Origin of the sequence: Pseudomonas sp. G5(2012), from assembly GCF_000408945.1 — a bacterium.
Lineage (GTDB): Bacteria > Pseudomonadota > Gammaproteobacteria > Pseudomonadales > Pseudomonadaceae > Aquipseudomonas > Aquipseudomonas umsongensis.
Map to the genome: position 1 here is coordinate 59,305 of NZ_APIO01000001.1, position 25,755 is coordinate 85,059.

The following is a 25,755-nucleotide window of genomic DNA, read 5'->3' on the forward strand; positions in this document are numbered from 1 at the left end:
GTGATTACTGCGCCTTGAGTTGTGTTGCCGTGCGTTCAGCGAAAGAGTTGCGTTGAAGAATGAACGGTTTGGATAAGGCGAAGCCTTGAACCGATGCAGAGTTCAACGGCTTAAGCAATCCACTTAGGAGCTGAAGGCACTCGAGCTTTTCCAAAATCAGACCAATCCCGTTGGCGTTACAGTAGTCCCGAACCTCGATTAACCAATCGAGATTGTCACTGGCCCAAACTGCATTTAAATCGACTTTACAGAAATCCCATGGGTAAGAACTTAAGCGGTTGAAGTTAGAGCACTCCATTCCAAAGTCATCAATAGCCAACAACAGACCTTGGTCCTTGATCAAAGCCATCGCCTGAAAAAAGGAACTGCCAATGGCGTCGAATGCCTCTGAAATCTCGACACAAACCTCAACTCCCATAGGAGAAAGTTTGGAAAGGGACTTACATAGTGCGCGTAGCTCTACCGGATCAGAGAGTGTGTGGGAACTGACATTCACAAAGGACAGGCCGCGGCCTCTCAGATCGGCCGCGTGCTTGATCAGCAGGTCCGCAACCGCGTGGTCCATTCTCACCCAAGCATGAGAATCAGAACCAGCCATAAACGCTCCAGGCCCAACCCAAGAGCCACCAACGGACTGACGTACAAGGACCTCATGTCCCAGAATGACCCCGTTCGGCTGATGGATTGCCTGAAGCGCTATTGCTTTCATCAGAGCCCCCCTGCTGGGAATTCTTCGATATAAAAGTTGGATGAATCCGCAGTGACTACGGATGGAACAAAGTCAAGTGAGAAGCGGGTGCGAACATCGTCCTTGAGGAGATATACAGCCCTGTCGACCCGGTCCTGGACGCCCGTGAATCCATCCCAGCCTGCGCTTCGGTCAACCCTTGAAAGAATCACCACAACGTTCTGATCGTTGCCGTGCTTCTCGATTTCAGCTTTAGCTAATTCGATCTGCTTTGGGTCAACCGGATCAATGATCACCAGGCGTTGAGTAAAGGGGCGTATTGAAAGCGGATTGATTCGGTCTCCCGCCTTATGAATTAATGAGCCATCTGCCGCGGTCATGTCCTCAGGGACCGTGACTGTTGGGTCCAGCTTCCTGATGCGGTGGGAAGTCGCCGTGGGAAGGTCGACAAATGTTTGCTTGTCCCAGAAACGCTTAGTCGCCTTTTCCTTCAAATCCGAAAAATCAACTTTCGCTAAACGCTCTTTCAGCACCTCAATTAGGTCACGCTCTAAGATATCTAACGTTGGCCCGACAGACCCCAGATCTGCCTTGTTGCGGTTTCCGTATTCCGTATCCGCTGCTTCGATGGAAGTGGTACCGGCAACAATATATTGGGATGTTCCTCCAACAAGCTTTCGTATTTGAGGAACAGTCATCACCGCGGCGTCAGCGAACACAACAGGATTTATTAATACGGGAGTGTCGGATTTTGTCTCAAGCGCCAACTTCTGCAACTTGGCCAGGGCCTGCGGGAACGGCATGCCTTCCGGAATTCCACGAAACACAAGTTCCACAGTCTTATTGCCATTGTAAAGATCAAGCAGACCTTTAATCTCTTGCTCACCAAGAGACCAAGAGACAAATATCTGATAGATAACTTTCCTGTCATCGATAGCAGGTGGCGCGCTACCTTCTGGTGCCCGTGGTGTAGGAGCTTTAGCAAATGCGAAGTCCTCATTCTTCAAAGTGAAATCAACTTGCCTGTCAGTTTGATGCTTGATTTGGTCAAGCTCAGCCGAAAATTGCTCTAACGCTGCTTTCTCTTGAGCGGCAAAATTCATATCAGCGAAGCAGGTAGTCACAGGAACAATCAGCAGGAGAGCCAATGCATATGTCCTACTCACCATATCGGATACGCCTTTCCAATAACGTCACTCTGACCAACATACCCCCAATATCTGGAATCAAAACTGTCCGAGGACGTCCCCATGAACCAGTATTTGTCTGCAGGTACTATTTCGTCACGAACGTATCGGCTTGGTGGCATCCCTAATTTATCGGCCAGCAAAAGCCCCTGACCCTGCGCCTTTCCATTGATCGATACTTGGGTAGGATTTACCGTTACGCGATCACCCGTAACACCCCTCACATACTTAATGATGATCGTGCCATTACGGAAGTGGGGTTCCATCTGCGTCGATTTAAACGCATAAATACCGTCGCGCTCAACTGAGGTATTATCCTTATCAATAATAAACACGCGCCAATCCAAGCAGGTATTTTTTTGCGGATCAATACCTATCCCAAAGCGGGTGGTCACATACAAGCTCGCCGCGACCATAATCGCAGTCAGAGGCAATGCACGAATTATGAAGCGGGTGTGCTTATTCATCCTTCGCCCTCGTGGCTTTATCTTCTTGGAGAACTGGCGAAGGCACCTCTAGATCAGGTGGATATGCGGTCAACGCTCGCGAATCAATTACCACGAACCCTGCCGCGGCGAGCTTAGTTGCAGAAGCCCGTAGCTGTTCGTAACCGGCTTCGGCGGCTTCAGGGTCGAGTTTTGCGCCACTGGCAACAACATCATAATTAACGACCGCAATCGGCGTACCGGAATCCTGCACTTTTAGAAAGTCATGCCCCATCACAACTGCGACAGCAACAACCAATGAAACCAGCGCGTTTACAAACACATCTTTCATGCTGCTACCCCACGATCTCGCATCACGGCGTTAATTGCCTCAGCTGTGTTCAGCCCTTGGCCAATGTAAATATTGATATCGCTGACATCCTTCGGCGTAGTCGAATAAAGCAGCTTCGAAAAATTATCGACGGTGAGACGCCCAACCCCTGTGCCCTGCTCGGTCTGGAAGAAAATTTCGGAGTACTGCCCACGAATGGTATGAACTGACTTGAGGATGCTGAAGCCGCCTTCACTCAGAGCCAACCGGCCTTCCCGTTTAATCATGTTGATCGCGTCGGGCTTTTGCCCGAGCAAGAAGCTGTTCGCTGAGTTTTCGGCAATGGCACGGCCAGTAGGACTTGCGTAGAGGTCGTTTACCGACTGCGTGATGGTGATTGCTGCTCCGTTGTACTTACGGAAACGTCGATAGCCATGCTCGATAAACTTGGCCACGTCACCCTCGGTAAGCAGCGACCACGCTTCGTCGATAACTACGATTTTCTTCCTGTCACGATCGCCCAGGAACATGGCCTGCTGGATCTGATAGATCAGCTGCAGGAGAACCACTTGTTGAAGATGTTTGCGCCCCTTCAGCTCCTCCAGCTCAAGCACCGTAAAGGGGTTTTTGAAATCGACGTTGTTTCGACCATTGAAGTACTTCCCGTACATACCCTTCGAGGTAAACGGGAAGAGTTGCTTGCCGATATCCTGGATCCGGGTGTCTACATCCGCCAGCAGAGATTGTTCAACATCGTCGACAATCATTTTCCGGCCTTTTTCGTCCCAGACCTTTGCGCAGTGCTGACGCAAACCAGCAATTTGCAGGTCGATTAGGGGCTGTGTTGGCGCCGCCATTGCACAGAGCAGTCCAATCAGAACGTCCTCTTCGTCCTGGTAAACCTGAACCAGCTCGAAGGGGTTGAGGCAGATATGCGACTCGGGCGTGAACTCAATAAAGTCGCCACCAAAAGCCTTTGAAAGCTTCTCGTACGACCGCCCTACGTCGATCACCCAAACTTGAGCGCCCGCGGACTGATAGGCGGTGATGAGGTAGTTGGTCAGAAACGACTTACCACTGCCGGATTGGGCGGCAACGGTTGCGTTGTAGTTGGTTTCTGAGTCGAACAGGCAATAGGACATCAGCTGTCCATTGCGTGAAACGAACTGCATTATCGGTGAACCAGTCCCCTTCCAATCGCCATAGATGGGAATCAACGGCAACGCATGGGTGATTGCCATCGTCTTGTAGCGATAGCTTTCGTCGATAGCTTTGCGGTCCGCGCCAAAGGGAAGCGCGTTCAGGAACAGCGGAAGAACGAAGTATTTGTCCTCAAGCAGTGTGAATTGCCGAATACCCAGATAGTTACGAGCTTCAGAAGTGGCACGTACTAGGCGGTCACGGTCACCAGAAAAAATGACCACAGTCATGTTGCACCGGACAACCGCCTCTCCCTCTTCAATTTCTTTGAAAAGGTCATCCATGCCTTGTTTTTTCGCACCCAGCTTTGGCACAAATTTAAGTAGCGGCCCGTAGGCCTGGTTGTTTGCCCATTGGCGCTTGGTACTGAGCTTGTCCTTCGCCGCTTGCTGCTCGGGAAAGTACACCGTAAAGCTAATCAAGCAGTTTTCGCGGATTCCGTTGGCACCGGTCAGCAGATCGCCGAGGTACCACGCCGCATACCCCTGAAGCGTCTGACGTGGAAACTTTTTAACGCTCAGCGTTTTTACGAGCGTATCGCCAATTTTCAGATGATCACTGAACACCTCGACGGTTCGGTCGTAATCGAGGATTTGGCATTTCAACGGTTTGTCATCTTCTGCTTCGGCGTGCATTCGATCGCGCCAGGATGCTTGTTGTCCCTGGTTCAAAATCGAAGACATCATCTCCAGGTAGAGATGATTGGTTAGCGCCTGTGGGGCAAAACCGATGCTTTTGAAGGTGGAGTCAAACTGTGCCCGCAGCTCCGACAGAGTCTGAATCTCCTTTTCTGTCGGCAGCACATCGTCAATCGGCATTACCACGGTGATCAGAACGTGAATTTCACGAACCTTGATTCCGGAGTAATCATCGATGGGCTTTAGGGTTCCGTTAACCAGATAGCTCGCCCGGCTTTTAATCGCCTGGTGTGCGATGTTGTCCTCGCACCCCAGCCGCATCCTGAGCATGCTATTTACTTGGGAGTTGATATTTTGCGACGGGAACAAGTTGAAGTTGATTGTCGTCCCCGCCGGCCAAGCCTGTTTCATCACAGACTTGAGTTGATCGCCTTCCTTCCCGTCACTTCCAGGCAACGGCCGGCATAAGAACGAGAAGCCAACCGAGTTGTCATCCATGACGAAGTATTTTTTTTCGTCGTCATAGGCGATTACGCTCAGGAGGTCCGCCAACGGGTAGTTTGCCTTGGCATACGCAGTCACTTAATTTGCTCCCGTCAGCCAGCTTGAAAGGGTTCCTTTCTCGTAACCGTGTTTGATCAATCCATCATCCCGGATCATGAAAGGAACCCCTTTCACACCGAACATCTGAGCAGAAATAATTCGTTTGCCGATCGGCGAGGTATCGCAATCGTTTCCGCGCTGATCAAGCACCTTCGGTTTATCCTTCCCCGTTGCAATATCGAAGGCGGCGCCCTTGTCTTTTGCACAAAGCAAACTTCGAACTATCTTGGCGCTTTCGTCACCGAGCGCTGGAACTTCAACGATCTTGAAACTGTAACTATCAACTTTTTTCAAATCGGTAATTAGGTGAGCGCAAGAAGGACAAAGAGGGTCAGTAAAGACAACGACAGTTTTCGAGCCTGTTCCAACAGTAAATGGAACCAGGTCTTCTATATTGAACTTGAGCTTCTTGAGGTCTATGTACTTAGAGGCATGCTCAGCCTCTTCGAGAGTCGTTATTTCTTTCTGCGCCCAGGTGTCATACATAGATCCGCGGAACACGAAACGTCCGTTATCACTAACGAAGGCCATTTTCCCGTTCTTAACCGCGGCGATCATCCCGTTAATAGGCATGGGGGCGGTTTGGTTGTGCTGACCTTCAGCCGGCTCGACAGCCAAAGCGCATGCAGACGTGGCCAGCAGGAGGGGAAAAAAGATTCTTCTGAGCATGAGGACACCTCGATTTCGATGTCATCAGGCTAGAGAACTTGCCCCGCCATTAGGTTCGAATCTGACCCTGTAGCAGGGTCAAAAATGAAGGGCGCCCAATGGCGCCCTTCTATTCGCATCACCAGATTACCGGTGCTGAATCCTCCCCTGAATCGTCAGTTGCAAAGAGCACGATTTTTGGAGCGTCTGGGTAAGTCCGCTTCGAAATCGTGATCGCGGACCCGCCCAACCCTTGCACTTTGTCGTTCACGTACCAGTTATGCCTCGCGATTCGCCCATCGGGATCCGTACACTTGGCGAGCGCCGACCAAGCGGAGCCACCCTCTTTAACCTGCAGCTCACACGTAGGAGGCTGGTTCTTCTTCACATCGATCTCAACCCTTCCATCTGAGCCCTTGTTCATTTTGGTCTCAATTTCTAGGTCTACCTGGTACTGCCCTTCGTCCTGCAACGTGGCTCTAGCATAGCGAGAGCCGTTGGTATCAATCTCTTCGCCGTTCAACTTGTACTTCAGGCTTGTGATCCGGTCCTTCGGGTGTCCACCCGAAATCTGAGGTCGGACCATGATGCCCAGAGGCGCCCGGGAAGCATTGTTGTCACCACTCCAGAGCAGATTAATCGTCCATGGGGGTGGCTCCTTGAACGTCATCCGCCGCTCCACCAGACTGTAGTTGCCTCGCGCGTCGTAGATATGGACCTTGAAGGGGTACACGGCAGGCTCGAGGATGTTGATCATCCTAAGAACCATGGTGTCGTCCTTCACGACTTCGTACCCGGGCATCGCCGGCATTTCCCAGTCGTAGTTCACGCCCTCTACCGCTTTGAACTCACCAATGTTCCGCACCCGGAGTGAGAGCTCCGCGGGCGCGTACTCGGCGCTGAAGGTCGGTTGGATTGCCCATTCTGGCCAGTCATAAATCCAGAAGGTTATGCGCTGTTGGGTAATGCCCTCGCCCCCCCGATCGCGGTAGCCGTCGATCCAAGCTCTATAGCTCAAATAGGTTTTAGCATCAGTGATGTCAGCATCCACTGGCGTGTACTTGGTCTCCTGGCCAGGCACAATCGTTGTGCCGTCGGGCATGATGAACTCCCCACCCATGGTCAGATCCATGTTTGGGTAAGGCATCATCATATTCGCAATCCAAGTAGCCTCTTTCCCGACCTCTGGCCGACGCGGTCCGATCAGCTGCACTCGAGGCGGCCTGATTTTCCGGACAGCGACACCAGACCGCAGAACCTTCCAAACGTGCACATCGTCAGCGGGAGCATCCTTGTACCGCATGCGTGCATAGACACTCACTCGCTGCTCAGTACTGCGTGTTTGTATGTTCGTATCACTACCCGGCTCCCAAGTCTTGCCGCGATCCAAACTCCATTCGACTTCGATATTTGAGAGATCAATTGGCTGGGCGTCTATCTGCAGAACGCTGAACCGCGCAGGGGCATCAAGGAAGGTATTCCCTGGCCCCTTCAACACGCCTTTCGGAACGTTGTAAACGATGATTTCTATCTCATCGGTCATCGATTTAGCCCCAGAGTTCTTATTGGTGAGCTCTGCCCGGACCTTGTAGTTGCCCTTCATCAGAGTCAAGGCAATCCGTTGCGGCGTCCGACTTTTGTTCGGCAATTCGACCCATGGTCCGCCGTCCGTCGACGACTCCCAACGTACAGCGCCCAGGTCCTTGGTCCACGCTCGATTAGTCACATCCGCGAACAGAGTCACCCGCATAGGGGCTTCACCAGTCAGTCGAAGTGACCTAATTGAACCATCGAGAGCAGCACCATTCAGGATCGCCAGACTCAAAGGCCGGGGCGAGGTGCGAGTTACTTTGTACTCCGGCACAGGCGAAATGACCCGTGCCTCTGCGTAAATGCGCAGATTCTTACCGGCCAGCTCTTCAACAGGGATCGCAAAGGCAGCATGGCCAACACCGTCGGTCTTTTGCCATGGCGCCAGCTCCGTCACCGTGTTCCAGGTTGGCTTAAGGATCAGGCGAATTTCCCATTCACCCATGTTGTCGGCCGAGTACGTCTTCTTAGCGTCGTACGCATCCCCCATCGTCACTCCAACTTCGAGGCTTTCCGTTGAAAGAACCTTTCCGTTTTCGTTGTCGATGATCGGCACAACACTCTCGTCAGGTACGGCCAGAACATCAACTGCAGTATGAGTCGCGATATCGGGCAGAACTTTGTAGGCGGCGTCCACGTGGAGTTTCTTCATTTGCCACAGAGAATCAAAAGGTGCCGTGTAAATCCGACGGTAAATCTTGCTGATGGCGCCGTAGGCTGGAGCTGCATCCTCAGTTTGCTCCACACCCAAGTTGAGGTTGTGCTGGAGCATCAGTCTTGCGCTGACAGACTGGATCACTGCGTCACCGATGTACGCGCCCTCGATCGGTGAGGTCAGGAGTGTATCGCTGACCTTCGCATTGGACTCGTAGGTAACCGTCGCCCTGGTCGGTTCGACCGCTGTAAAGCCAAAGGCGTCCGGCCCAAGGTCGATTTTCTTTCCGGACGGCGTGAAAACAGACAGTCTCCAGCTCGACGTATTGAGGCCGAGCATGGTGGCCGTCCCCTGGAGGTACGGACGCTCCCAGTTTGGTCGACCGACCAAACCGACTGGAATTTCCACCCACTCAAGCAGGCACAGTGGTCTTGTATTGAACGATGCAGCCGCTGAGATTGCCCGGCGCTCGATAATCGTAAGATCGCATGGAGGCCCTGCCTGCTGGACGTACTCAATATCCAAATCCTCGACCTTGTAATAGGCCGTCGTGAATGGGTATTTCGGCCCGACCTTTACCACACCAACGGGCGAAACAAATTCGACAGACTTGGTATATGTCGCCAGCAAGGTTTTCTCACCATCGGCGCCGACGATATAGGAAGTCACCTCGATCGGAGTAATCCCGACATCGGTCGCGGTCCCTGTCATCACCAATGTCGAGTCACTGGACAGGTCCTTGTACTCAGGTAACTTCTGTGTGAACTCAAGAAGGCATACCGGATTGTCGTACGGGTTGCCATTAACCGCAGAGGCCTGTCGAACTGTGTTCAAGCACACCGTGTTCGACGGCTCAAACTGCGCACGTACTGCTTGCAACCCCAGAGCAGCCGTGTCGGTTGACGTCTTCACCGCACCTTCGAGTTTCCATACCTCAAAGGGTATTGCGTACGCAGTACCCGTCAGATCCCCTCTTACAAGCAGCACCCGACCATGGCCACTAGCACTCGTTTGGATACCTGCCAACGCAGAGCCGAGCGCGTCAGCAGTGAAATACTCTACTGACAACCTTGTGCCCTGGCTCGGTGCCAAAGGCCTCCGACCGATACGCAAGCCAACAGTCGAGGACTTTTCGATCACCGCGACGATGTCACTGCCCAGAGCCGCTATCGCGTCTTTATCAGTCAGCAATAGACCTGGCCGGCCATCCACCCGCAGAAACTCTTTGGTGATTGCTGGGGTGGCCACTTTATCGCTGGCTAGCTCTTGGACCGGCAATTGATCGATAACGCTGTCAATGCTCTTGGGCACCAAGCGGACAGGAACCACCACTGACAAACCATCCTGGTCCGTCACCTTGACGGTCATCGTCGTTTCTGTACGGCCATCGGTCTTGAAGTTCAACTCATCATTGTTGAACCAAGTGAAGCCATGCCCGGGCTGGGATTGGACTTCGATGGTATGCGATCCCCAGAGATTATCGTCGATTGCTGCCAGGCGCTGTTTGCCCCCGATCCCTTCGTAGAAATACACGGTGTTAGGTGTCACACCAGTCGGTGCGGTGTTTTTCCGCAGAACCGATACCATGGCCACGCTCTCGACGTATTTCCCGCCCACGTCAACGACACGGAAGGCAAAGCTGTCGTTGCCTGTGTACTTCGATTGCGGCGTGTACTCGTACCCATTGGCCCCAGCCACTACTGAACCATGCTCCGGTTGAGCAATAACCTCGTAGGTGAACTGATCCCAGGCATTTGGGTCAACCACCGTCGGGGCAGTCACTGCTGACGATGTGTTCTCGTACGTTACGATCTTGAGCGTTGCGGTCTCGGGCTGAAGGTTGTTCTTCGTGACACGAAGAGCGACAACTCCTTGTACGGTTAGCCCGCCAAGGTCGGTTGCCTCAATTGAAACGGTGTCGTCGCCAATGAAGTCTTTTTTGGGCGTGAAGACCAGTCGATTACCTGCAATCGATACAAAACCGTTTGCCGGTTGACCCTTGACGACTAACTGATGCTTACCCTTGTCGTTGAGGTTTTTATCGACGATGACTGGGTAGTACGGTGCACTCGTGATGTTCTCTGGAACCGTTATGCTACCGATTAATGACTCAGGCGCGACGTTTGTCGGCCGCACAGTCACGTAGGCCTGTCCACTGACTCTAGCGCCAGCAGCATCGTAAGCCGAAATTGCGAAGCGATCAGATCCTACCCAGTTTGCGGTAGGCGTATAGACAACCTTGCCACTTACAACAGCCGCGGTACCGCCAATCGGGCTCGAATCAATCGTGTAGGTGAACGAATCGGTTGGATTTGGATCGACGACCACTGGCACGCCGCTAACCGGAGTTGACTCCAGGGTATCAAGAGCTAAATCCACCGCGCTTGGAGGGAAATTCTTGGCCACCACATTAACGGTCGCCAGGCCCACGACTTCTGCGCCGGCAACATCTCGGGCGATGAACTTGAAGGTGTTCGTGCCGCTCGCGCCAAATGGGGCGTGGTAGATAATTCGATTGTTCACTACCTCCGCGACCCCAGTCATGCTCTGGATAGGGATGGAGAAAGTGTGCATCCCTGCGTCGTAGAGGTTCTCATCTACTACCGTCGGCACTGAGGGGCTCGATGCCTCACCCTCGTTAACGCTGATGGCCACATTCGCGGACGTAGGGGCGTAATTGGTTTTGGCTACATCGATTGTGCCTTGCTTGATATCCGACTCAAGCCCGGCCACGTCACGTACCTTGTACGTGAATGTCGCCGTCCCGAAATAGCCCTGAACGGGCGTAAAGGTCAACGACATGCCATTGACTGTTATAGCGCCTACAGCCGAATTGGGTTGCTGAACAATTATGATCGAATGGCTGTCTGGGATATCAGGGTCAAAGGCGATGGTTTGATCCGCCTGGACAATAAAAGATACAGGCTGTGGCGCCGATACCAAACCACCTGGGTCAGTAGCTACGACGCTAGCTGTCGCGGTACCGACGAATCCTGCCGCCGGCGTGAAGGTCAGTCGATTGCCACTTAAGCTCAGCCCTCCAGAGGCTACTGGCACTGTTTGAGATATGGCAAACGTTATTGGTGCGTCATGATTTGGATCGGTAGCCATGAGCTCCATCGTCACTGGCGTATCAATACCTGTGTAGACCTGCGCCGAAGCGACAACAGGTTTCTTGCCAACCGGCAGCACCTTGATTGTCAGCTCACCGGGAATCGACACAAGGCCAAAAGAGTCTTTTGCCGTGTACGAAATTGATCGAGTCCCAACGAAAGCCGGGTTTAGTGCAATCGAGATGGTTGAACCCGTAAAACTAAACGAACCGAATGCAGCATCCTGAGAAGACGAACTACTGAGTGTGAAACTGTCGCCGACATCTGGGTCAGTCACCACCAGGTTGAACGTTGATGAGTCACCCTGATTCAACGTCAGTGTCTTGGTTTCCACCACAGGCTTGTCGGCTACCGCAGCTACAGTGATGGACACTTTGCTTGGGAGCGATGCGCCGCTGTCAGCGTCAATAACAACAACGGAGCAATTCGTTGTTCCGTTCCAGTTCTTGGCCGGTGTGAAGACCACTTCATCCACATCAATGCCACAACCGCCAGTACTTAGTGGCGATTGTTTATCAATTAAAAATCGGTATGGGGGCTTACCGTCAGGATCTGAAAAAACGATTTTGGCCCGGCCCTCGCTGTCCTCATTGGCCGTCATGGCAACCGGCGTGAGAATGGGGGCATCGTTTTCAGGCTGAATGACGACACGAACAGACATCACCTCGCTCTTCGCGTTGGCACTGTCTACAGCACTGATTTTTAGGGTGTCAGACCCATTCCAGTCTTTTTCCGGAACAATTTTCAAAGAGTGAAGGTCAGGCTGGACAGAAGCTGTGACATGCGCGCCCTGCGCCTCGACAACCAATTGATAGATGTCGACCTGGTCAGGATCTTGAACGACCGGCACATACACAAATGTTTCGTCCTCAACCCCAATCGCAGGATGCGGAATGATGGTTGGTGCATCATTTACCAGACTGGTAACCACGCGAACAGTCGCCGGATTGGAGAAGTTGCCCGTGGTGTCCTTTCCGCGATAGGTGAAGGACGTAATCCCATACCACTGCGGAAATGGCTTGAAGGTTACGGTGGATCCATTCAGAAGAAACTGTCCAATTTTTTCAGATGGCATGTCCAGTAGCTCGAAAGACTCGGCCTGAACTCCCGCACCGGTGAGGGTGAGAGGGATAAGCAACGTTTCGTCCTCATTGTTGAGTACCTCCATGTCCTCGGCATGAGGTTGTGTTTTTTTCCCCTCGACAATGGTCTCTGCAAGCACTTTACCGACACTGATAACCAACGGCCCAGTGAAACCTTGGGGCAGAGTTGCCACACCCGTACAGGAGAATAATTCCTTGCTCCGTACCCCCTCGCACTTACCAATATTCGCGCCCTTCGCTGAGCCAATATTGATCGGAAGACTGTAAGACCCTGTAGATGAGCACCCGACACGATCCAACGTATAGGTCACGTTAAGTGTTTCGCCCACGACCGCTACAACTGGATTTAATGACAGCGCCTCTCCGCTCTCAACGCACTGCGCCGCAGCAAGGAGCTGTGTCGAGAAGACCGCCGACATCAACGTCACCCCAAGAAGGCCTGTCGATTTAATCCAGTTCACAATTAGCTTCCCGATCCTGGTTTGAAAACCCAAAAGCCGGCGAAGGCCGGCTTTGGTAGTACTCGTTGCTCAGTTGAGAGATTGCGCAACCGGGAGGGTGGCGGTCATGATCGATTCGATAATGGTCGGCGTGTTGTACAGGCCAACCCCGCCGCCCACGCCGGTAGCGAACGACATGATCGACTGGCGCACGATTCCGGAGACGATCCCGACCAGAACCATCGAGCCGGCTACTACCCGACCCAGGGTGCCCTGCATCCAGTCCGTCAGGGTTGTCCAGATCGAGTCGAAACTGTCACCACCGGTGCCAGCGAGTGCATTGCTTGCTGCCACGGTGAGCATCAGTGCTACACCGAACTTCATTACGTCCTTTGTGCGCCGGACTTGGCTTGGGGTCATGCTGATTTGCATGGGTGTATCTCCTAGGTCATGCTGGTTGGGGAATGTTTAAGTTGCAGGTGAAGCATTGTTCTTCCTCGACTCCAATGGTCGAATTGAAGGGGTTGGTTTAGGCGCCGGAGTGCCGATTTCCCAGCGACGTGGTTCAATTTCCGTGTAGATGAATCCAGGCACGTTCAGGTCGCCTGAGTCGGACTCCCAAGGAGCAACCCATACACGCATGACGGTGGCCTGCGAGCGAATCGGAATCGGGTTACGCGCTGGTTTTGGAACGACATAGCGTTCGCCAGCCGCGATGTGGGGCTGCACCGCAGGGAGAACCTCATCCATCGATTTACCCTGCTTGATCGCCTGATCCTTAGCTGCCTGGCGCAGCTCTACTTCCTGCCGAAAATTCTCGTTTTCGGTCAGCTGGTAAACATCACGGGCGGACATACATGTCACACCATCTGGCATGCCCTTACAGGAGTACTCAGACTCGCCCACCTGCAAAAACGAGCAACCAGCCATGACCGTGGTCACTGCTGCCATGGCCAAAAATCGGAAAGCATTCACCGCTGAAATCGAGTTCATGATTGAAGTATCCAAATATGTTGTTGGGTACAGGAGCGAATCCGCCCCTGTTTCGGGTCAGCGACGTGGGGCCTTAGTCATGAGCTTCAGCTGGACACCCTTCTTGACGACGAAGTCGACTTCACGGGCGGCATCAACCTCGATAACCGGGTATAGGTTCTCAGCCATTTCCAGGTAAAAATCAGCAATGCGCTCCAACGCCGAACCGACACCGCCGATGGCAGCACCCTGAAGCGCCTGAGAGTTGAATGCTTGTTGATACACAGGATCGATAACGTCCGAGCTGCTCCCGCTTTTGCTTCCCGAACTCGTCACGTTAATGCTCGGCACCTGGCGAACGCTGAACGCTTCACTGACGCCTTGCATGAATCCTGCTGCGAGTGAGCGGGCGAGAATCGCGCCCTGCTTAGAGATCAGGCGGCCGCGCACACCCGCTTTACCATCTTCTCCCGCCGCGTAGGCATCCATACCGGTCTCGATAACGCCCCCGTCATCACGAACACAGGAAATGGTTTCCGCGCGCATGTATGCTCGCTCTGAGGACATGTCGCCAAAGGCACTGGCGATCAAGAAGCACTCACGAACGTCTGCACGGAATCGGTTTGGCAGAACGGCCTCTTTCTTGATCCGCAGGAGTACTGGAAAAGGATCCTGGCGAGCCTTGGTACCGGTCGGTGCATCCAAGCCAGTTATCAACGCACCGGACATAATGGAACCGGCTGGCAAGAAGACTTCCTGCTCTTTTTCGTCCTTGCCGTCATCCTCCTTTGGTTGCTCACTGCCAATGGATCTGATCGTCAGTTTCTCTTCCTTCTTCGGAGTCTGACCGGGTTTGACTGGGTCCTGAGCCGGAGCCGGCGCATTTTCAAAGAAGGCCGATTGGTTTTTGTTCGGGTCATTGCCCACCGCGTTGTAACGGTCTTGGGAGGCCTTGTCTCGCTTGATTCGCTCCTCCTTTTCCTTGAGCTCGGCTTCTTTCTCAGGAGGTGGTGCCTTCGCCAGGTTGTTACGCACTTCATCCGCAAGCTTCTGATTTTCAGCTACAACCTTGTCGGCCTGATCCTTTGCAAGGGAGACCTGCTCTTTGAGGTCATCTACCGTCTGTTGGACGGTCTTTATGCTGTCCTTGAGCTCCTTCTGGCTATTACTCTGTTCCATTAGGGTCTTGATGTTGCGCTGAACCTCGGTGATGGTTTTTTCTTGGTCGCGCTGTTTTGAGTTGATGGAGTCGATGCCCACGGAACGTGGATCACCGTCGTACAGAACTCGGCCGATCGTTTGCTTTCCACCCTGCTTTCGCTGTTCATTCCCACCAATGGAGCTCATCGCAAAGACGGCTACGAGAACCACTCCGATCGCGCCCACAATCGCCACGATTTTCTTTTTACTCGGGCTCAGACCCGACCACATTGACTTGATCATAACCCCCCCCCTTTAGTTCAGCAGGCTCGGCCTGGAAGACTCTTCTGCAGGCGCTTCACCAACTCGCGTCACGATGTAAATCTCTGTCGCTTGACCTGGCTCAAGCATGTTCCGCGGCCATGCGGCGGCGGCAGCCAATGAGGGATGCGTACAGGAAGTTTCGTCGAACATGACCGGGATGTTCGAATTGTTGCGCGCCACACCCACTAAGGCTTTGAAGTTATGACCCATCACAATTTGTGAGCGCGAGAAATCGAAAGCGATACCCTCCTGGTAGCAGGCAGGGAGCGTGTCGCTTCGACTCAATTTGCCCATGGAGAACCCCCTTGGAATGCCACCCAAAGCCAGAGATCGCATGATCCCTTTGATGGACTCCATATAGGGCTGCCCCTCCTCCCACTTCTTGGCCTGGCCCGAGTAGCGGAAGCCACCCATGCCGCCTGGCGATGCACGTCCACCAGACCCTGGCACCTGTCCCAGTATCAAGTTGGCTTGAATGGGGGGTACCTTCCGCGGCGCCAGTGTCAGGCTGATGGCCACCGACTCATCGTCCTTCGGCGTGATGTACATCGCGATCGGAGCTTGGTCCTGGGTTGAAACGTAAAGAACGTTGCCTTTGATTTCGACCGTGCTCGTTGAGACGGTTTGGACGATGGGGTTCTCGAATGGCGTAACGATTCGGTTGATGTGACCAATAGCTACAGGAACGATGGTGTTAACGCCCGGCTGAACAACGACATCCTCCAGGGAGGAAACCATCGCAACTGACTCCTCACCACCCTTAGTAGTTTTGGCCACCGACGAAGGTACCGCCTGAAGGTCACCCTCCCGGCCGCCACCGGACACCTTCATCATGTCGGTGTCATTCTTCGCCGGTGGGATGGTCGCGCTTTTCGCGGCAATGGGCGGCGTCGGCTTCGAAACTGGCTCAGGAGCCGGCTTCGGGGCTGACTCAGGGCCTTTTTTCGCTGCTTCTTGATCCAGGGCAGCATGCGCGGCCGCCTCTCCCTCCTCCAGACCATAGTCAGAGGGGTCAACCGACTTCGGCATCGCATCGACCACCAGTGTCTCTGCCGAGGCCGTCGGCATTTTAGGAATATTCAACTCACGCGCATGAACCGTTTGAACAACCGCAAACGCAGTGAGAATCAACGCTAGTTTCACCTGTTTACTTTTCATTATTAATCTGGTCCATACGCTTACGAGCTTGGGTGGTTTTCTCTTGTCGGCGAATTACATCTTCAGTTCGAGGTGCGCCTTCGTACGTGTCGATATAGGTCAGAACGGGCTTGTAGTTTTTAATTCGCAAATCAAGTTCATAGGTGACATTTTTCGGCTCGGGTTTACCATTGGGCCCAGTCATGTACGAGCGACCGGTCACGTAAAACTTTCTTGTATTGGACCGATCTCGCAAGACGTCTTTTGCGTTAAATTTCAGAGTCACCCTGTCCTGGCGAATCTGAAGCACTTGCGCCTCAATTTTATTAACTACGTCCTGGTAAATCTCAGTAGCGAGCAATGGTTCAATGGACTTCCGAATCACTTTCGACGACGACGGAGTTACGTTGCCGAGTCGGTCAGCGATGTAAAGCGCCCAGCCTTCGACAAACTCATCGGAGGCCGATGACTCGTCGACCCAAGCACGCTCCGTCAAGGTCGGCGGCTGCATGTCGATAACAGTGCTTTTATTAAGCCATCCGATGATCGCAAACAGGTCAATTGCAATCAACGCGACTACCAAGCCACGGAGAAACTTATTCTCCGAAACCGTTTCGCGGAACGTTTGCTTGAAGTTTTTAAACAGCATAACTGCCTCAATGGAATTCACGGATAAATGGGTTTGGAATCGTTCTGGACTTCGCCCCAGTCAACCCGGTAAACCAATAAATCATGTGCACCATAAATCCATCAGGATGATCATCACGGTACTTTCTGTACCATCGGGTCAACAAGAACCCTCCGATAGTACAAATAGCCGCATAGCCGGTGAACATACCAAAAACAAGTCCAATTCCAATTGGCGCAACTTCATCAGCCTGCCAAAAGAGAAGATGGGGTGGATCATCTACATATTGAGGAATGCGAACAGGCTGCATTTAGTTTTTTAGCTCCAGGACTTTGCGCGATCTTAGACATACTTTTCAAGATAGCTTCAGGAGTAACAGCGCCGTCTAATCTGACCTGCTGACCTGTTACGTTGTGGCGAACGATCGTTGTCGGGGTTTGGTTAATCCCAAGATCAATCGCTTCTTGAAAATCAGATTTGATTTTGGCGTAGAAGTCTTCGTTATCCATACATTTGGATAGCTCAACTCCGTCAAGCCCAATACTCTCGGCGATAACACTAAGTGGCTTTTCTGTACCAGTACCATTACCAGGTGTTGAACTGAATATGGCGCCTGCCATCCGGTAGAATGCGTCATTCCCGCCTTGCGCAGCAGCGCACTCAGCGGCGTACGCTTCTCGGCGCGATGCATCACCATGGATAGGGACGTGCTTGAAAATGACGGAAATATTCCCTCTGGATCCGTCGGCGAGCGCTTTAGGAACAGCAAAGTACTGGTTGCAGAAAGTGCACTCAAAATCAGAGTACTCAATAAGCGTAAATTGGGCCTTTGGATCTCCATAGCGCCGATCAATCTTGGCCGGCTGCGCCTCTCGCACACGAGCTTTCTCCGGCACAGAAGAATCTTTTCCTCGAATCGCCGCAGTGATCCTGTTCTCATCAATGATTGAATCAAGGACGTCACGCTTGAACGCCCAAGGCTTAACCTTGGAGAGCTGGTCATTGACTTGGCTTGACAGGTCTACGGCCTGGCTAACTTTATGGTTTGCCAGGAAAAAAGAGCCCACGGCAACCAAAAGGGAAAGCGACGAAATCGCGAGAGGAACAACAAGTTCTTTTTTCATGAGACACCTCAACCATTGAGCACATGGTGAGGTCTAGGTCGCGCGTTTTGGACTGAATCCGACCCGCAAAAAGGGTCAAAAGAAGAAGCCCCAGAAATCGGGGCTTTCCTTTATTTGGTGAGTCAGAGACGCTTTGGCAGGTTACCAATCAACAGGCTGCAGGCGATGGGAAGCAGCGTGATAATCACTACCGGAATAATCATCGGCGGGATTGGCACCGGGGCGATGAAGCTAACGCAGAGGCTAGCAATGATGAAGGCGATGATTTTGGAACTGTACGTATTGAGGAAGGGCGAGGTATGGCGGAACGTGTATCTTTTGATGTTCCAGCTCATATAGCCCCCCAGTACTGACGGGACGAGGATTACAGCCATATATGGCAGCCACATCAGCAAGAGCAACAGACGGTAGTAAATGTGATACATCACTTTTGTCAACGCTTCGCCGCGATTTCCAATGAAGGAGAACCACACCCGACCAAGACCTTCCCATGCCTTTGATTTCTCTCGCTCTTCAGCAGTCGGCACAAAAAAGCTTTGAACTGTTTGATTTAGACCCGTTTCTAGATTTAATTTACTATAAAGTATATTTGTTTTATTAATCAGCGCATCATGCTGTTTTTTTCCCATGAGCACCTCGCCCCAGTCTTGCTCCTTGAGAATCGCCATATCGATAAACTCGTTCGGGACAATACACACGATCAGAAGAATTTCGATACAGATAAACACCAAAGTCGCCCAGAGACCTTGGGGCATCTTTTCTTCGACGTCAGCCATGCTAGTATTCCTTAATGTCCCGCCACACACGACCGATAGAAGAACCTTCTGGCATTAGAATCTCTTCGATTTTGGTCCGTGCCCCAGCGCTGCCATTATTTTTTACCACGCCATTGAGCAAACCTTTTATTTCCAACACTGAGTCTTCAGGCGTAGGATCTTGAAGTAACAATGCAGTAACGCCTGACAGAAAAGGCTCAAGAAACGATACCAGACGCGCTCGATCATTTTTCCCCAGGTAGGACTGGTAAGAAGATAAGCAATTTTTGAGCAATTCCACACATTGGGGTGTTGTCGATTCTAGTCCAGCTAACTCCAGAGCAGCAGGAACGATCTCCACTGCAGTTGGCCAGTCAGCCTCAAGAATGTTCAGAACCATTCTCGCCTTATCATCTTTTGGCAACATACGCGTAACTGCTTCAAAACGGGATCGCACGATTATGCAGCCTCTTTAACTAGCAGTTTCGCACGCTCAACTGCTTTTTCATAATTTTTAGGACGGGTTAGAACTGGAATTTTACCTTTCTCAACTCTACCGCCAGCCAGAATAGCCAGGAACTCTAAGTTAGGTAGTTGTCCCAACAGCTGAGCAGGGAATAACTCGCCTTCTTCATCCATTAGTCGCTCACCTACGTTAAGTGAGTGCATATGTGGATCATCTTTGGTGGTATTGCCCTGAGTCCGCATGACGTATTTGTAGTAAGTCGGCGGAATCATCTCCGCAATATACTTCTGAGTTTCCTGATCGGTAACGCGCAGAGCAATTACATGGTTACAGTTACCCAATACTTGAAGCGCCTTCGCAGGCGAGCCCATTCGAGCCTCAAAGTCCGCAATTGTTTGCGTTGCAACATACAGCCGCATACCAGCGCCACGGCCTTTGTTGAGCAGTTGAACAAGTTGGTCGTTTACCGTTTCAGCTGCTTCGTCAACAAAGATGTTTACTGGCCGGCGCTTTAGTTCCTCCGGATCTTCAAAGTTGTAGCGCTGACCCGCTACTGCCGCCAGGTCGGCCAAGAAGATCGAGCCGATGGACGAACCAACCATGCTATCGGAAAGCGAATCCAGCCCCATGTAGAGCACATCGGCCCCTTGGATAATCTTGCCGGAGTCAGTGATCTCACGCTCATCATCTGGATCATCCATGTTCGGCGATAGGATCGGGCCCATATGCCCCGCTGTAAGCATGTTCAGAACTGGCAACAGCGATGCGATCATTTTGCCGAAGTGAGCCTTGTCATGCTCAAACATCGAGAGCAGACCCTCCAGATCCGAGCTTGGCGCCAGCGGCACAATCTCGGTTCGATAAAGCCCCAGCAAGGCCTTCGCCTTCATTTCATCTGTTTGGGCTTTACTTAGGGCAGCACGAGCGAGCGCTTCAAAATGCGGATGGACTTTTTCTCCATATGCTTTGATCGAACGGATTACCAAGGGCGCCAAGCCCCCCTCGAGCGTACGACGCAACTCAACGAGGGTCGGCAGCATGCCGCACAACAGCAACGCCTGGATTACGTTGTTCAGAGCCATCTGTGCGAAGGCCTGGAATGGATCGCCACCCTCGGACTTCATCAGCGCTGCAATGCGCGATGCAACTTCGGTTGCTCGACCAAAGTTCTTGGTTGGCGAGATCCGGACGCTCTTTTCTGGAAAGGCCGGGTGGAAATATTTGAACCGTTCGGGACGCCCAGAAAGCTCGCAGGCACGCCTGGCATTCTCAGCAAGCTCTTTATCGCCCTTGGGGTCAAGTATGATTACAGCCTCACCACGGAGGACGGCCTGGCTGATCAAAATGTCAAATTCACGGGTCTTCCCCGAGCCTGTCGTCCCTACGATCAGGGTATGGAGCGACGTCAGGTCTTCCTGCATCTCGATTGGCCGATCCGGCTGCATAGAGATGCCATGAATCCAGGGAGAGCCCATGAACCCATCAGGTATCTTCGGCATCAGCTTAGTGATGTCGCGCTTGAGCAACTCAAATACCTGCTGCCCCTCGGTCTGAGTCCATTTGAACCCTGTTCCCAAGAACAGCTTTCCCCTTTTTCTCAGCATCTGCTCAATTAGTTCATCCTGCCCCATCAGTACAGCCGGCTTTGCCTTAAGCCCTTGCTTTACCCGATACAGGTGTACGGCCGCGGGGATGCGGCGCAGCGCGAATCCACCCATCACAATTAATGACAAATAGAATGGTTGAGGCGGCAGGTCGGTGAGCAAGTGCACAGCACTAGTAGCCGCCATGCCCAGCACCCAACCACTCGCCTCGAAGGCCTCAAAATTGGGCCTCCATGGCATCTCATACGCCCACTCACTCATCGCTATCAGTCCACAATTTCGATGACGTGATTGTTCCTGACTAAGAGGTATTGATGAGTCGCAATTAGCGCCCTCTTCAGGGTCGGTTCATCAACCTGCAGGGCATTGGAAATATCACTCAGCTTTCTTGGCTGAATGCTCACAACCCGCTTTCCGTTCAGTTCCGACTCCTTGCAGAGCGCAAGTGCAGCTGTAGCGATACGTCGAAAGTTCTCCGCCTCAACTTGATCCTTTGCGACAGCTAACGAATGTCTGTACTTCCCTTTTGTGAGGTATTCAAAGATAGCCCCCAGGTAACAATTCAGCATGACGCTCTTGGGCGCTCTACGGGTCATGGTTCCGGTAAAATCGTCCCAAAGCCACATCGCCTTCTGCAGCTTCGGCAGATCATCGATAACAAAACCCTCGCTGGTGAACTCGAAGTTTGGCTTGTAGCTCACCATGGAAACGGTCTTGTCAATGTTCGATGCGTACCACCTCAAGGACTTGGACAGATCCGGTGTCAGAGCAAGAAACTCTTCGTACTCGACCGCGTCCTTCGATGAACACTCATATCCATTAAAACTCACATCAATCGCGGAAGATTCTTTTGGCAGCGGGAGACATTCGACAGGAGAGCTCGGTAGGGGCTCCCGCGGCTTCCTCGGTTGCCCAACCTTGATGTCTGGGTATGGCGCACTACTACTCTTCGAAACACTGATGCCCGGCGCAACGCCACGGTGTTCCGGTCTTCCAAAATCAGCCTTCGGCGCTTCCTTCCTAGCGGGAGTTGGAGCAGAAACTGGATACGGTGCTGGCGCTGGCGCTGGCGCAGAAGCCTCAAGCCAAACCTGAGCCTCCAGATTTACGTCCTGAAAAGGCTCCTCGACCCAATCAGGCATCGACTGGGCGGGCGGGAATTGGTCGGGTGGCGGCTCTAAGTCGAAATCGAAATCGATACTCGGCAGCATCACACTCGAGCTCATCACCGGGAGGTCAAACTCGTACCTTGGGGAGTCGAGATGCGTTGAATCCCCCACCACCGAATGCGACATTTGCTCAGTTGAGATCGGGCCTGCCTCGAGGTCCGCTACATCGAGACCTGAAGAATTAAAAACGCGCTCCATGCCTTTGGGAAGGCTCACTGATATCGGGGAACCTGTCGGCAGATCACCAATGAACTCCAGCGAAATATCCGTCGGCAAGTCGCCAAAGCCAAACTCGTCCATCCCCGCCAGTTCCGGCGGAATGATCATTTTGACCTCCCCACCCTGTCGACTTGCCTTAGTCTGTGGATTGGCCAACGCCGGTTCCGGAGTTACGCGAGGGCGAGACGGTTCAGCTTGGTCATCCTCCTCGCTCACCACCGGACCAGGTCGAATGGTCGTTGCTGGCATTTTGTATTGCTCGGCCTCTGCGGCCCTCAGCGACCGATTAGGAATCGCCATACCTGCGAGCTCAAGGACATCATCGTCAATGTCCGCATAGTTGTAGGCATACTCAGCATCACGCTCCGCTGGATCACAAGGCTGCCCTCCATTTCCATCGTGAACACCCCCTGACGCTGGCCGCGCTGGTGCTGGCTTAGCCGGCGTTTTTGACGACGGAAATTCATCTGCAGCCGGCCTAGGGAACAGGCGCGCATCATCAGCGAGCTCCGGCAGTGAAAAAGCAGGCCCGCCTTTTTGGGGCAACTGAACTTCTTTCGTGTCACCGCTCTGCCGTTTGTCCGCGCCACCTTTGTGAGGGCCTCCACCCTTGTTCGGTTTTCCAGCAGCCGTTGTCTTCGGCGATGGCGCATCACGCCCACCAATTTTAATGCCCTCGAGCGCGACTTGCTGCTTGCCACTTACAACAATTCCTTGCTCTGTTGTCGCTGCGTAGGAAGGAGCGCCCACGATCTTGATTTCGGGGGCGGATAACGAACCCGGCGCCACCTTTTCGAGAGTGGCCTTTGGTGCTTTTGTCCGAGGCGACTGAGCGGATTGATCGCCAGGCATAGCCGATGGTGCGCTGACCGTTTTCGGCGCCCTTTCCGTTGGCCTCGAGCCAGCCTGTGTCGGCGCGATATTTCCAAAGGGGTCGGTCCCACCAGCGGGACCTGAAAAATCAGGGACACTTAAAGTGGACGTGCTGAAAATTTCCGCAGCAGGTTTTGGAGCAAAGGCATCAATGGTAGCGTCGCCGAGGGAAAACATCGGCTCCATAGTCGTCGGAGTATTCGCTACTGGAGCTGGGAAACCCGCCAGTGGATCAGTAGTTTGTGGAACCACTGCCCCTCCGGGTAACGTAACCGCCCCATTATTGGAATTCGCTGCAAATCTGGTTTCGTGGCCGCCCTCACCCACCACACCCGCAATGGATTGTGGTACCGGCTCGAAGGGGAAAAGGAGGTTGGATGCTGCCAACCTGACACACTTCAATTTAATCGGCTTTGGACGCCCCTCACTGAGCAGATCAGGGAAAACCGACCAATAAATCGATCCATCTGGCGATCGTTCGAGGATATGGTGGTCAAGTAGCACCTCACCCAGCGCATCCGCGCTACGCGGTACCGCCTTGACGCCCTTTTCGTTCAGCTCCTCCGTAATGTCCTTTACGCCCTGAACCCAGGCAATATAGACGCCATCACCGATGATCCAGACTCGGTGTCCAACCTCATTGACCTGCCAAACGCCGATACTTTTGAGATGCCGCATCGTATCGACCACGAGCGACGAAACGGGCACGCCAATTCCCAAAGCGGATTGGCCAGAAGCATCACCTCCCCACTTCCTGAGGTCAGCCTCTACCGAGGTCGAGTCTGCCTTAATGACCAGCCCCGTTAAAATGCTTTTCTCGTCATCACAGGCGATCGCATTAACCATTGCGAAATAGAGGTCCTGCCCCGCTTCCATGAGCCATAGCCGCAGTTCTTTTGGCAGAAGCCTATCGATCATTGTTGTCGACAGATGCTTATGGACATCATGCCGATTTGGATTCCAATGAAAGAAATAGCGCTCAACCCCATTCTCTTGTGCCCACTCAGGGATCGAGTTGGCGACCGGCTGCCAGACCTTCTCAGCCGATGCATCGGTCACCCTCAAGTCGTAAAGAGGCTTGCCTACGTCATGCATAAGCGCTGCAAGGACTGCGGCTGCGTTCCAACGATCTCGTCTTTTGATGCGATCAGCCGGAAACCGATCATGGTCAAAGCTGGTCACCTGACACGCATTCAGAGCATGCACCGCAACCTCAAGGGAATGCGCAAGGAGACCACCAGCCCCGCGGTGATGATGCGCCTGTGATGCTGGCAGCATGTGCGCAAAGCTAGCGAAGGAATCAAGAACCGGCAGGATCAAACGATTGAACTCCCTGGGAGGGAGTCCAATACCGCTGGCAATAGAGCGCACCTTTGCGGCGTGTGCATTCAGAAGGAATTTTCCCGGGACCCTTGCTGGCAGACCTACCAGAAAAGGTGGGTACTTGAGCGAAGCCTCGTCGCCGCGCATCAAATACTTCTGCAACTCGGGATCTTCAAGCTCCAGCTCTTGAATTTGGTTGATGGTAAGACTGCGCTTGCCTTCACGCCCAGCGTCAATGGGGGTGCGTGTAACAAGCCCCTTTAATATTCTAAGTAATTGCATGCAGTCCTCCTGATGCACGCATTCTGTCTAGATGTCGGAAAGGCGGTGCCTGAATCGATACCACTTCGCGGGTCGGACTCAACACACCAGCAGTTTGCACGTCCATATGATCCCTCTCACACACTACGGGAGGGCAATATGGTCCGGACAAAGGCAATCTCTATCGCGGCGGCTGTGTTTCTTACGGCTTGCACCAGCACCCACAAACACCCCTATGACCAAATCGCTGAAGACGCCACGGTGTACGTGCCCGTAAGGGTTGCGCACGAGTTTTACAGCAGCTGGGGGCATGATGGCCGCGGCGGCGCTGCTCTTCGCAAGCCAGCGTACGAACACGTGATGGGCAGCGATGATGCGGTAATGACCACCCAAGGTAATTACGCTGAACTGCGTTCCGGACAGGGTGCTGGAAACAGCGTAGTGGTCACCGCACTAAATCACGGAATGAACAAGGCTATTGACCAGGCCCTGACATTCACACCAGCTGTTCAACCTCCCGCGCCCCGTTCCAGTGGGCTCAATGCCACCAAGGAAGAGTACGAACGAGCATATCGAAAGCTGTGTCGTGGCGCTGGCATGGAAATGACCGAGCGCGAATGGGAAATTGTTGCCCTGGGCGGCCCTCAAGGTGTCCCCGCAACTCTTCGTGGGAAGTGTCTTTCCTACAAATAGGACGAGAAACCACCATCAGGGCATAAGCCCGGTCACACCGGGCAATTTCTAGCCTAGAAGCAAATGAATCACCCACCAATAGGCCCGGGTGTCATAGGTGGCCATCCCCAGAATCACACCAATCAGCGCCCCAAACACGATCTCAACGGTAACGAGGTATTGAACCCGCACTCCCCTAAGATACGTCCCCTTCGATCCCTCCTTCATTGCGTTTGGAAGAGCATGCAAGCGGTTCGATCTGAGCTGCAGATCCAATCCAACATTGTTCATACTTCTTGTAACGTCTGCCTTGTCCATTTCTTCGTTCTGCCCGTGATTTTCTTGGCTGCTGGTGACTGCCTCATGAGCAGAGATCAACGATCTCAGGGAGACCCGTTTACGAAGTCGTTTTGCAATTTGCGCGGTTGGCCCTGCACTGCCCATGAACGTCCCCCCACCAGTTGTGA

20 protein-coding genes are annotated in these 25,755 nt (G+C 53.0%); 1 reads left to right on the forward strand and 19 read right to left on the reverse strand.

Features of this window, described 5'->3' with window-relative positions:
- Positions 1-4 precede the first annotated feature (4 nt).
- From PG5_RS00295 to mobH, 18 genes are all read right to left on the reverse strand, one after another.
- On the reverse strand, positions 5-709 hold the full coding sequence (locus PG5_RS00295) for an EAL domain-containing protein (RefSeq protein WP_042955045.1): 705 nt from the start codon (positions 707-709) through the stop codon (positions 5-7).
- Positions 709-1,836 (reverse strand): TrbC family F-type conjugative pilus assembly protein, encoded by a 1,128-nt coding sequence (locus tag PG5_RS00300; protein ID WP_256227748.1) that lies wholly within the window; start codon positions 1,834-1,836, stop codon positions 709-711. The genes PG5_RS00295 and PG5_RS00300 overlap by 1 nt, the downstream gene beginning before the upstream one ends.
- Before the next feature lie 14 nt (positions 1,837-1,850).
- The gene (gene lepB, locus PG5_RS00305; RefSeq protein WP_042955047.1) at positions 1,851-2,342 is read right to left on the reverse strand and encodes a signal peptidase I; all 492 of its coding nucleotides are present in this window, start codon (positions 2,340-2,342) and stop codon (positions 1,851-1,853) included.
- Positions 2,335-2,652: a hypothetical protein gene (locus PG5_RS00310; protein WP_020795099.1), complete on the reverse strand. Its 318-nt coding sequence runs from the start codon at positions 2,650-2,652 to the stop codon at positions 2,335-2,337. Before PG5_RS00310 ends, lepB begins: the two co-directional genes overlap by 8 nt.
- A complete protein-coding gene (gene traC / locus PG5_RS00315; protein ID WP_020795100.1) occupies positions 2,649-5,051 on the reverse strand; it encodes a type IV secretion system protein TraC in 2,403 nt (800 codons plus the stop codon). Before traC ends, PG5_RS00310 begins: the two co-directional genes overlap by 4 nt.
- Positions 5,052-5,741 carry a DsbC family protein gene (locus PG5_RS00320; RefSeq protein ID WP_042955048.1) on the reverse strand — a complete coding sequence of 230 codons (690 nt, stop codon included), beginning with the start codon at positions 5,739-5,741 and terminating at the stop codon, positions 5,052-5,054.
- A gap of 118 nt (positions 5,742-5,859) precedes the next feature.
- Positions 5,860-12,642, reverse strand: coding sequence for an Ig-like domain-containing protein (locus PG5_RS00325; protein WP_256227753.1), 6,783 nt, complete (start codon positions 12,640-12,642; stop codon positions 5,860-5,862).
- A gap of 69 nt (positions 12,643-12,711) precedes the next feature.
- The gene (gene traA / locus PG5_RS00330) at positions 12,712-13,053 is read right to left on the reverse strand and encodes a TraA family conjugative transfer protein (RefSeq protein ID WP_155943674.1); all 342 of its coding nucleotides are present in this window, start codon (positions 13,051-13,053) and stop codon (positions 12,712-12,714) included.
- A 36-nt stretch (positions 13,054-13,089) separates the two neighbouring features.
- Positions 13,090-13,614, reverse strand: coding sequence for a type IV conjugative transfer system lipoprotein TraV (traV, locus tag PG5_RS00335; RefSeq protein ID WP_052024649.1), 525 nt, complete (start codon positions 13,612-13,614; stop codon positions 13,090-13,092).
- A gap of 57 nt (positions 13,615-13,671) precedes the next feature.
- Entirely contained in the window at positions 13,672-15,036 is a 1,365-nt protein-coding gene (locus PG5_RS00340) for a TraB/VirB10 family protein (RefSeq protein WP_042955051.1), read from the reverse strand.
- 12 nt (positions 15,037-15,048) lie between these two features.
- Complete coding sequence (locus tag PG5_RS00345) at positions 15,049-16,215, reverse strand: type-F conjugative transfer system secretin TraK (RefSeq protein ID WP_020795106.1); 1,167 nt, start codon at positions 16,213-16,215, stop codon at positions 15,049-15,051.
- Positions 16,205-16,843, reverse strand: a complete 639-nt coding sequence (locus PG5_RS00350) for a TraE/TraK family type IV conjugative transfer system protein (RefSeq protein WP_020795107.1) — start codon at positions 16,841-16,843, stop codon at positions 16,205-16,207. The genes PG5_RS00345 and PG5_RS00350 overlap by 11 nt, the downstream gene beginning before the upstream one ends.
- A gap of 7 nt (positions 16,844-16,850) precedes the next feature.
- Positions 16,851-17,132, reverse strand: coding sequence for a type IV conjugative transfer system protein TraL (gene traL / locus PG5_RS33035; RefSeq protein WP_050682337.1), 282 nt, complete (start codon positions 17,130-17,132; stop codon positions 16,851-16,853).
- Positions 17,098-17,946: a thioredoxin domain-containing protein gene (locus PG5_RS32860; RefSeq protein WP_052024650.1), complete on the reverse strand. Its 849-nt coding sequence runs from the start codon at positions 17,944-17,946 to the stop codon at positions 17,098-17,100. The genes traL and PG5_RS32860 overlap by 35 nt, the downstream gene beginning before the upstream one ends.
- A 122-nt stretch (positions 17,947-18,068) precedes the next feature.
- Entirely contained in the window at positions 18,069-18,722 is a 654-nt protein-coding gene (locus PG5_RS00360; RefSeq protein WP_020795108.1) for a DUF4400 domain-containing protein, read from the reverse strand.
- A gap of 1 nt (position 18,723) precedes the next feature.
- Positions 18,724-19,128: a hypothetical protein gene (locus tag PG5_RS00365; RefSeq protein ID WP_042955052.1), complete on the reverse strand. Its 405-nt coding sequence runs from the start codon at positions 19,126-19,128 to the stop codon at positions 18,724-18,726.
- A 32-nt stretch (positions 19,129-19,160) separates the two neighbouring features.
- Entirely contained in the window at positions 19,161-21,032 is a 1,872-nt protein-coding gene (gene traD, locus PG5_RS00370) for a conjugative transfer system coupling protein TraD (RefSeq protein ID WP_042955053.1), read from the reverse strand.
- Between the two features lie 5 nt (positions 21,033-21,037).
- Positions 21,038-24,637: a MobH family relaxase gene (gene mobH / locus PG5_RS32865; protein WP_020795111.1), complete on the reverse strand. Its 3,600-nt coding sequence runs from the start codon at positions 24,635-24,637 to the stop codon at positions 21,038-21,040.
- A gap of 138 nt (positions 24,638-24,775) precedes the next feature.
- On the opposite strand from mobH, the gene PG5_RS00380 reads away from it, so the two are divergent.
- A complete protein-coding gene (locus PG5_RS00380) occupies positions 24,776-25,309 on the forward strand; it encodes a hypothetical protein (protein WP_020795112.1) in 534 nt (177 codons plus the stop codon).
- Between the two features lie 48 nt (positions 25,310-25,357).
- Here the strand turns inward: PG5_RS00380 and PG5_RS00385 are convergent, their stop codons facing one another.
- On the reverse strand, positions 25,358-25,732 hold the full coding sequence (locus PG5_RS00385; protein ID WP_042955054.1) for a hypothetical protein: 375 nt from the start codon (positions 25,730-25,732) through the stop codon (positions 25,358-25,360).
- Between the last annotated feature and the right edge of the window lie 23 nt (positions 25,733-25,755).

What these genes read in the sequence shown, in the direction of transcription:
- PG5_RS00345 (WP_020795106.1), bottom strand. Translation starts at nt 16,215, where the DNA reads ATGAAAAGTAAACAGGTGAAACTAGCGTTGATTCTCACTGCGTTTGCG.
- PG5_RS00385 (WP_042955054.1), bottom strand. Translation starts at nt 25,732, where the DNA reads ATGGGCAGTGCAGGGCCAACCGCGCAAATTGCAAAACGACTTCGTAAA.
- PG5_RS00320 (WP_042955048.1), bottom strand. Translation starts at nt 5,741, where the DNA reads ATGCTCAGAAGAATCTTTTTTCCCCTCCTGCTGGCCACGTCTGCATGC.
- traD (WP_042955053.1), bottom strand. Translation starts at nt 21,032, where the DNA reads ATGAGTGAGTGGGCGTATGAGATGCCATGGAGGCCCAATTTTGAGGCC.
- PG5_RS00365 (WP_042955052.1), bottom strand. Translation starts at nt 19,128, where the DNA reads ATGTTGCCAAAAGATGATAAGGCGAGAATGGTTCTGAACATTCTTGAG.
- PG5_RS00340 (WP_042955051.1), bottom strand. Translation starts at nt 15,036, where the DNA reads ATGATCAAGTCAATGTGGTCGGGTCTGAGCCCGAGTAAAAAGAAAATC.
- PG5_RS00350 (WP_020795107.1), bottom strand. Translation starts at nt 16,843, where the DNA reads ATGCTGTTTAAAAACTTCAAGCAAACGTTCCGCGAAACGGTTTCGGAG.
- lepB (WP_042955047.1), bottom strand. Translation starts at nt 2,342, where the DNA reads ATGAATAAGCACACCCGCTTCATAATTCGTGCATTGCCTCTGACTGCG.
- PG5_RS00360 (WP_020795108.1), bottom strand. Translation starts at nt 18,722, where the DNA reads ATGGCTGACGTCGAAGAAAAGATGCCCCAAGGTCTCTGGGCGACTTTG.
- traV (WP_052024649.1), bottom strand. Translation starts at nt 13,614, where the DNA reads ATGAACTCGATTTCAGCGGTGAATGCTTTCCGATTTTTGGCCATGGCA.
- PG5_RS00295 (WP_042955045.1), bottom strand. Translation starts at nt 709, where the DNA reads ATGAAAGCAATAGCGCTTCAGGCAATCCATCAGCCGAACGGGGTCATT.
- PG5_RS00310 (WP_020795099.1), bottom strand. Translation starts at nt 2,652, where the DNA reads ATGAAAGATGTGTTTGTAAACGCGCTGGTTTCATTGGTTGTTGCTGTC.
- traL (WP_050682337.1), bottom strand. Translation starts at nt 17,132, where the DNA reads ATGCAGCCTGTTCGCATTCCTCAATATGTAGATGATCCACCCCATCTT.
- traA (WP_155943674.1), bottom strand. Translation starts at nt 13,053, where the DNA reads ATGCAAATCAGCATGACCCCAAGCCAAGTCCGGCGCACAAAGGACGTA.
- mobH (WP_020795111.1), bottom strand. Translation starts at nt 24,637, where the DNA reads ATGCAATTACTTAGAATATTAAAGGGGCTTGTTACACGCACCCCCATT.
- PG5_RS00380 (WP_020795112.1), top strand. Translation starts at nt 24,776, where the DNA reads ATGGTCCGGACAAAGGCAATCTCTATCGCGGCGGCTGTGTTTCTTACG.
- PG5_RS32860 (WP_052024650.1), bottom strand. Translation starts at nt 17,946, where the DNA reads ATGAAAAAAGAACTTGTTGTTCCTCTCGCGATTTCGTCGCTTTCCCTT.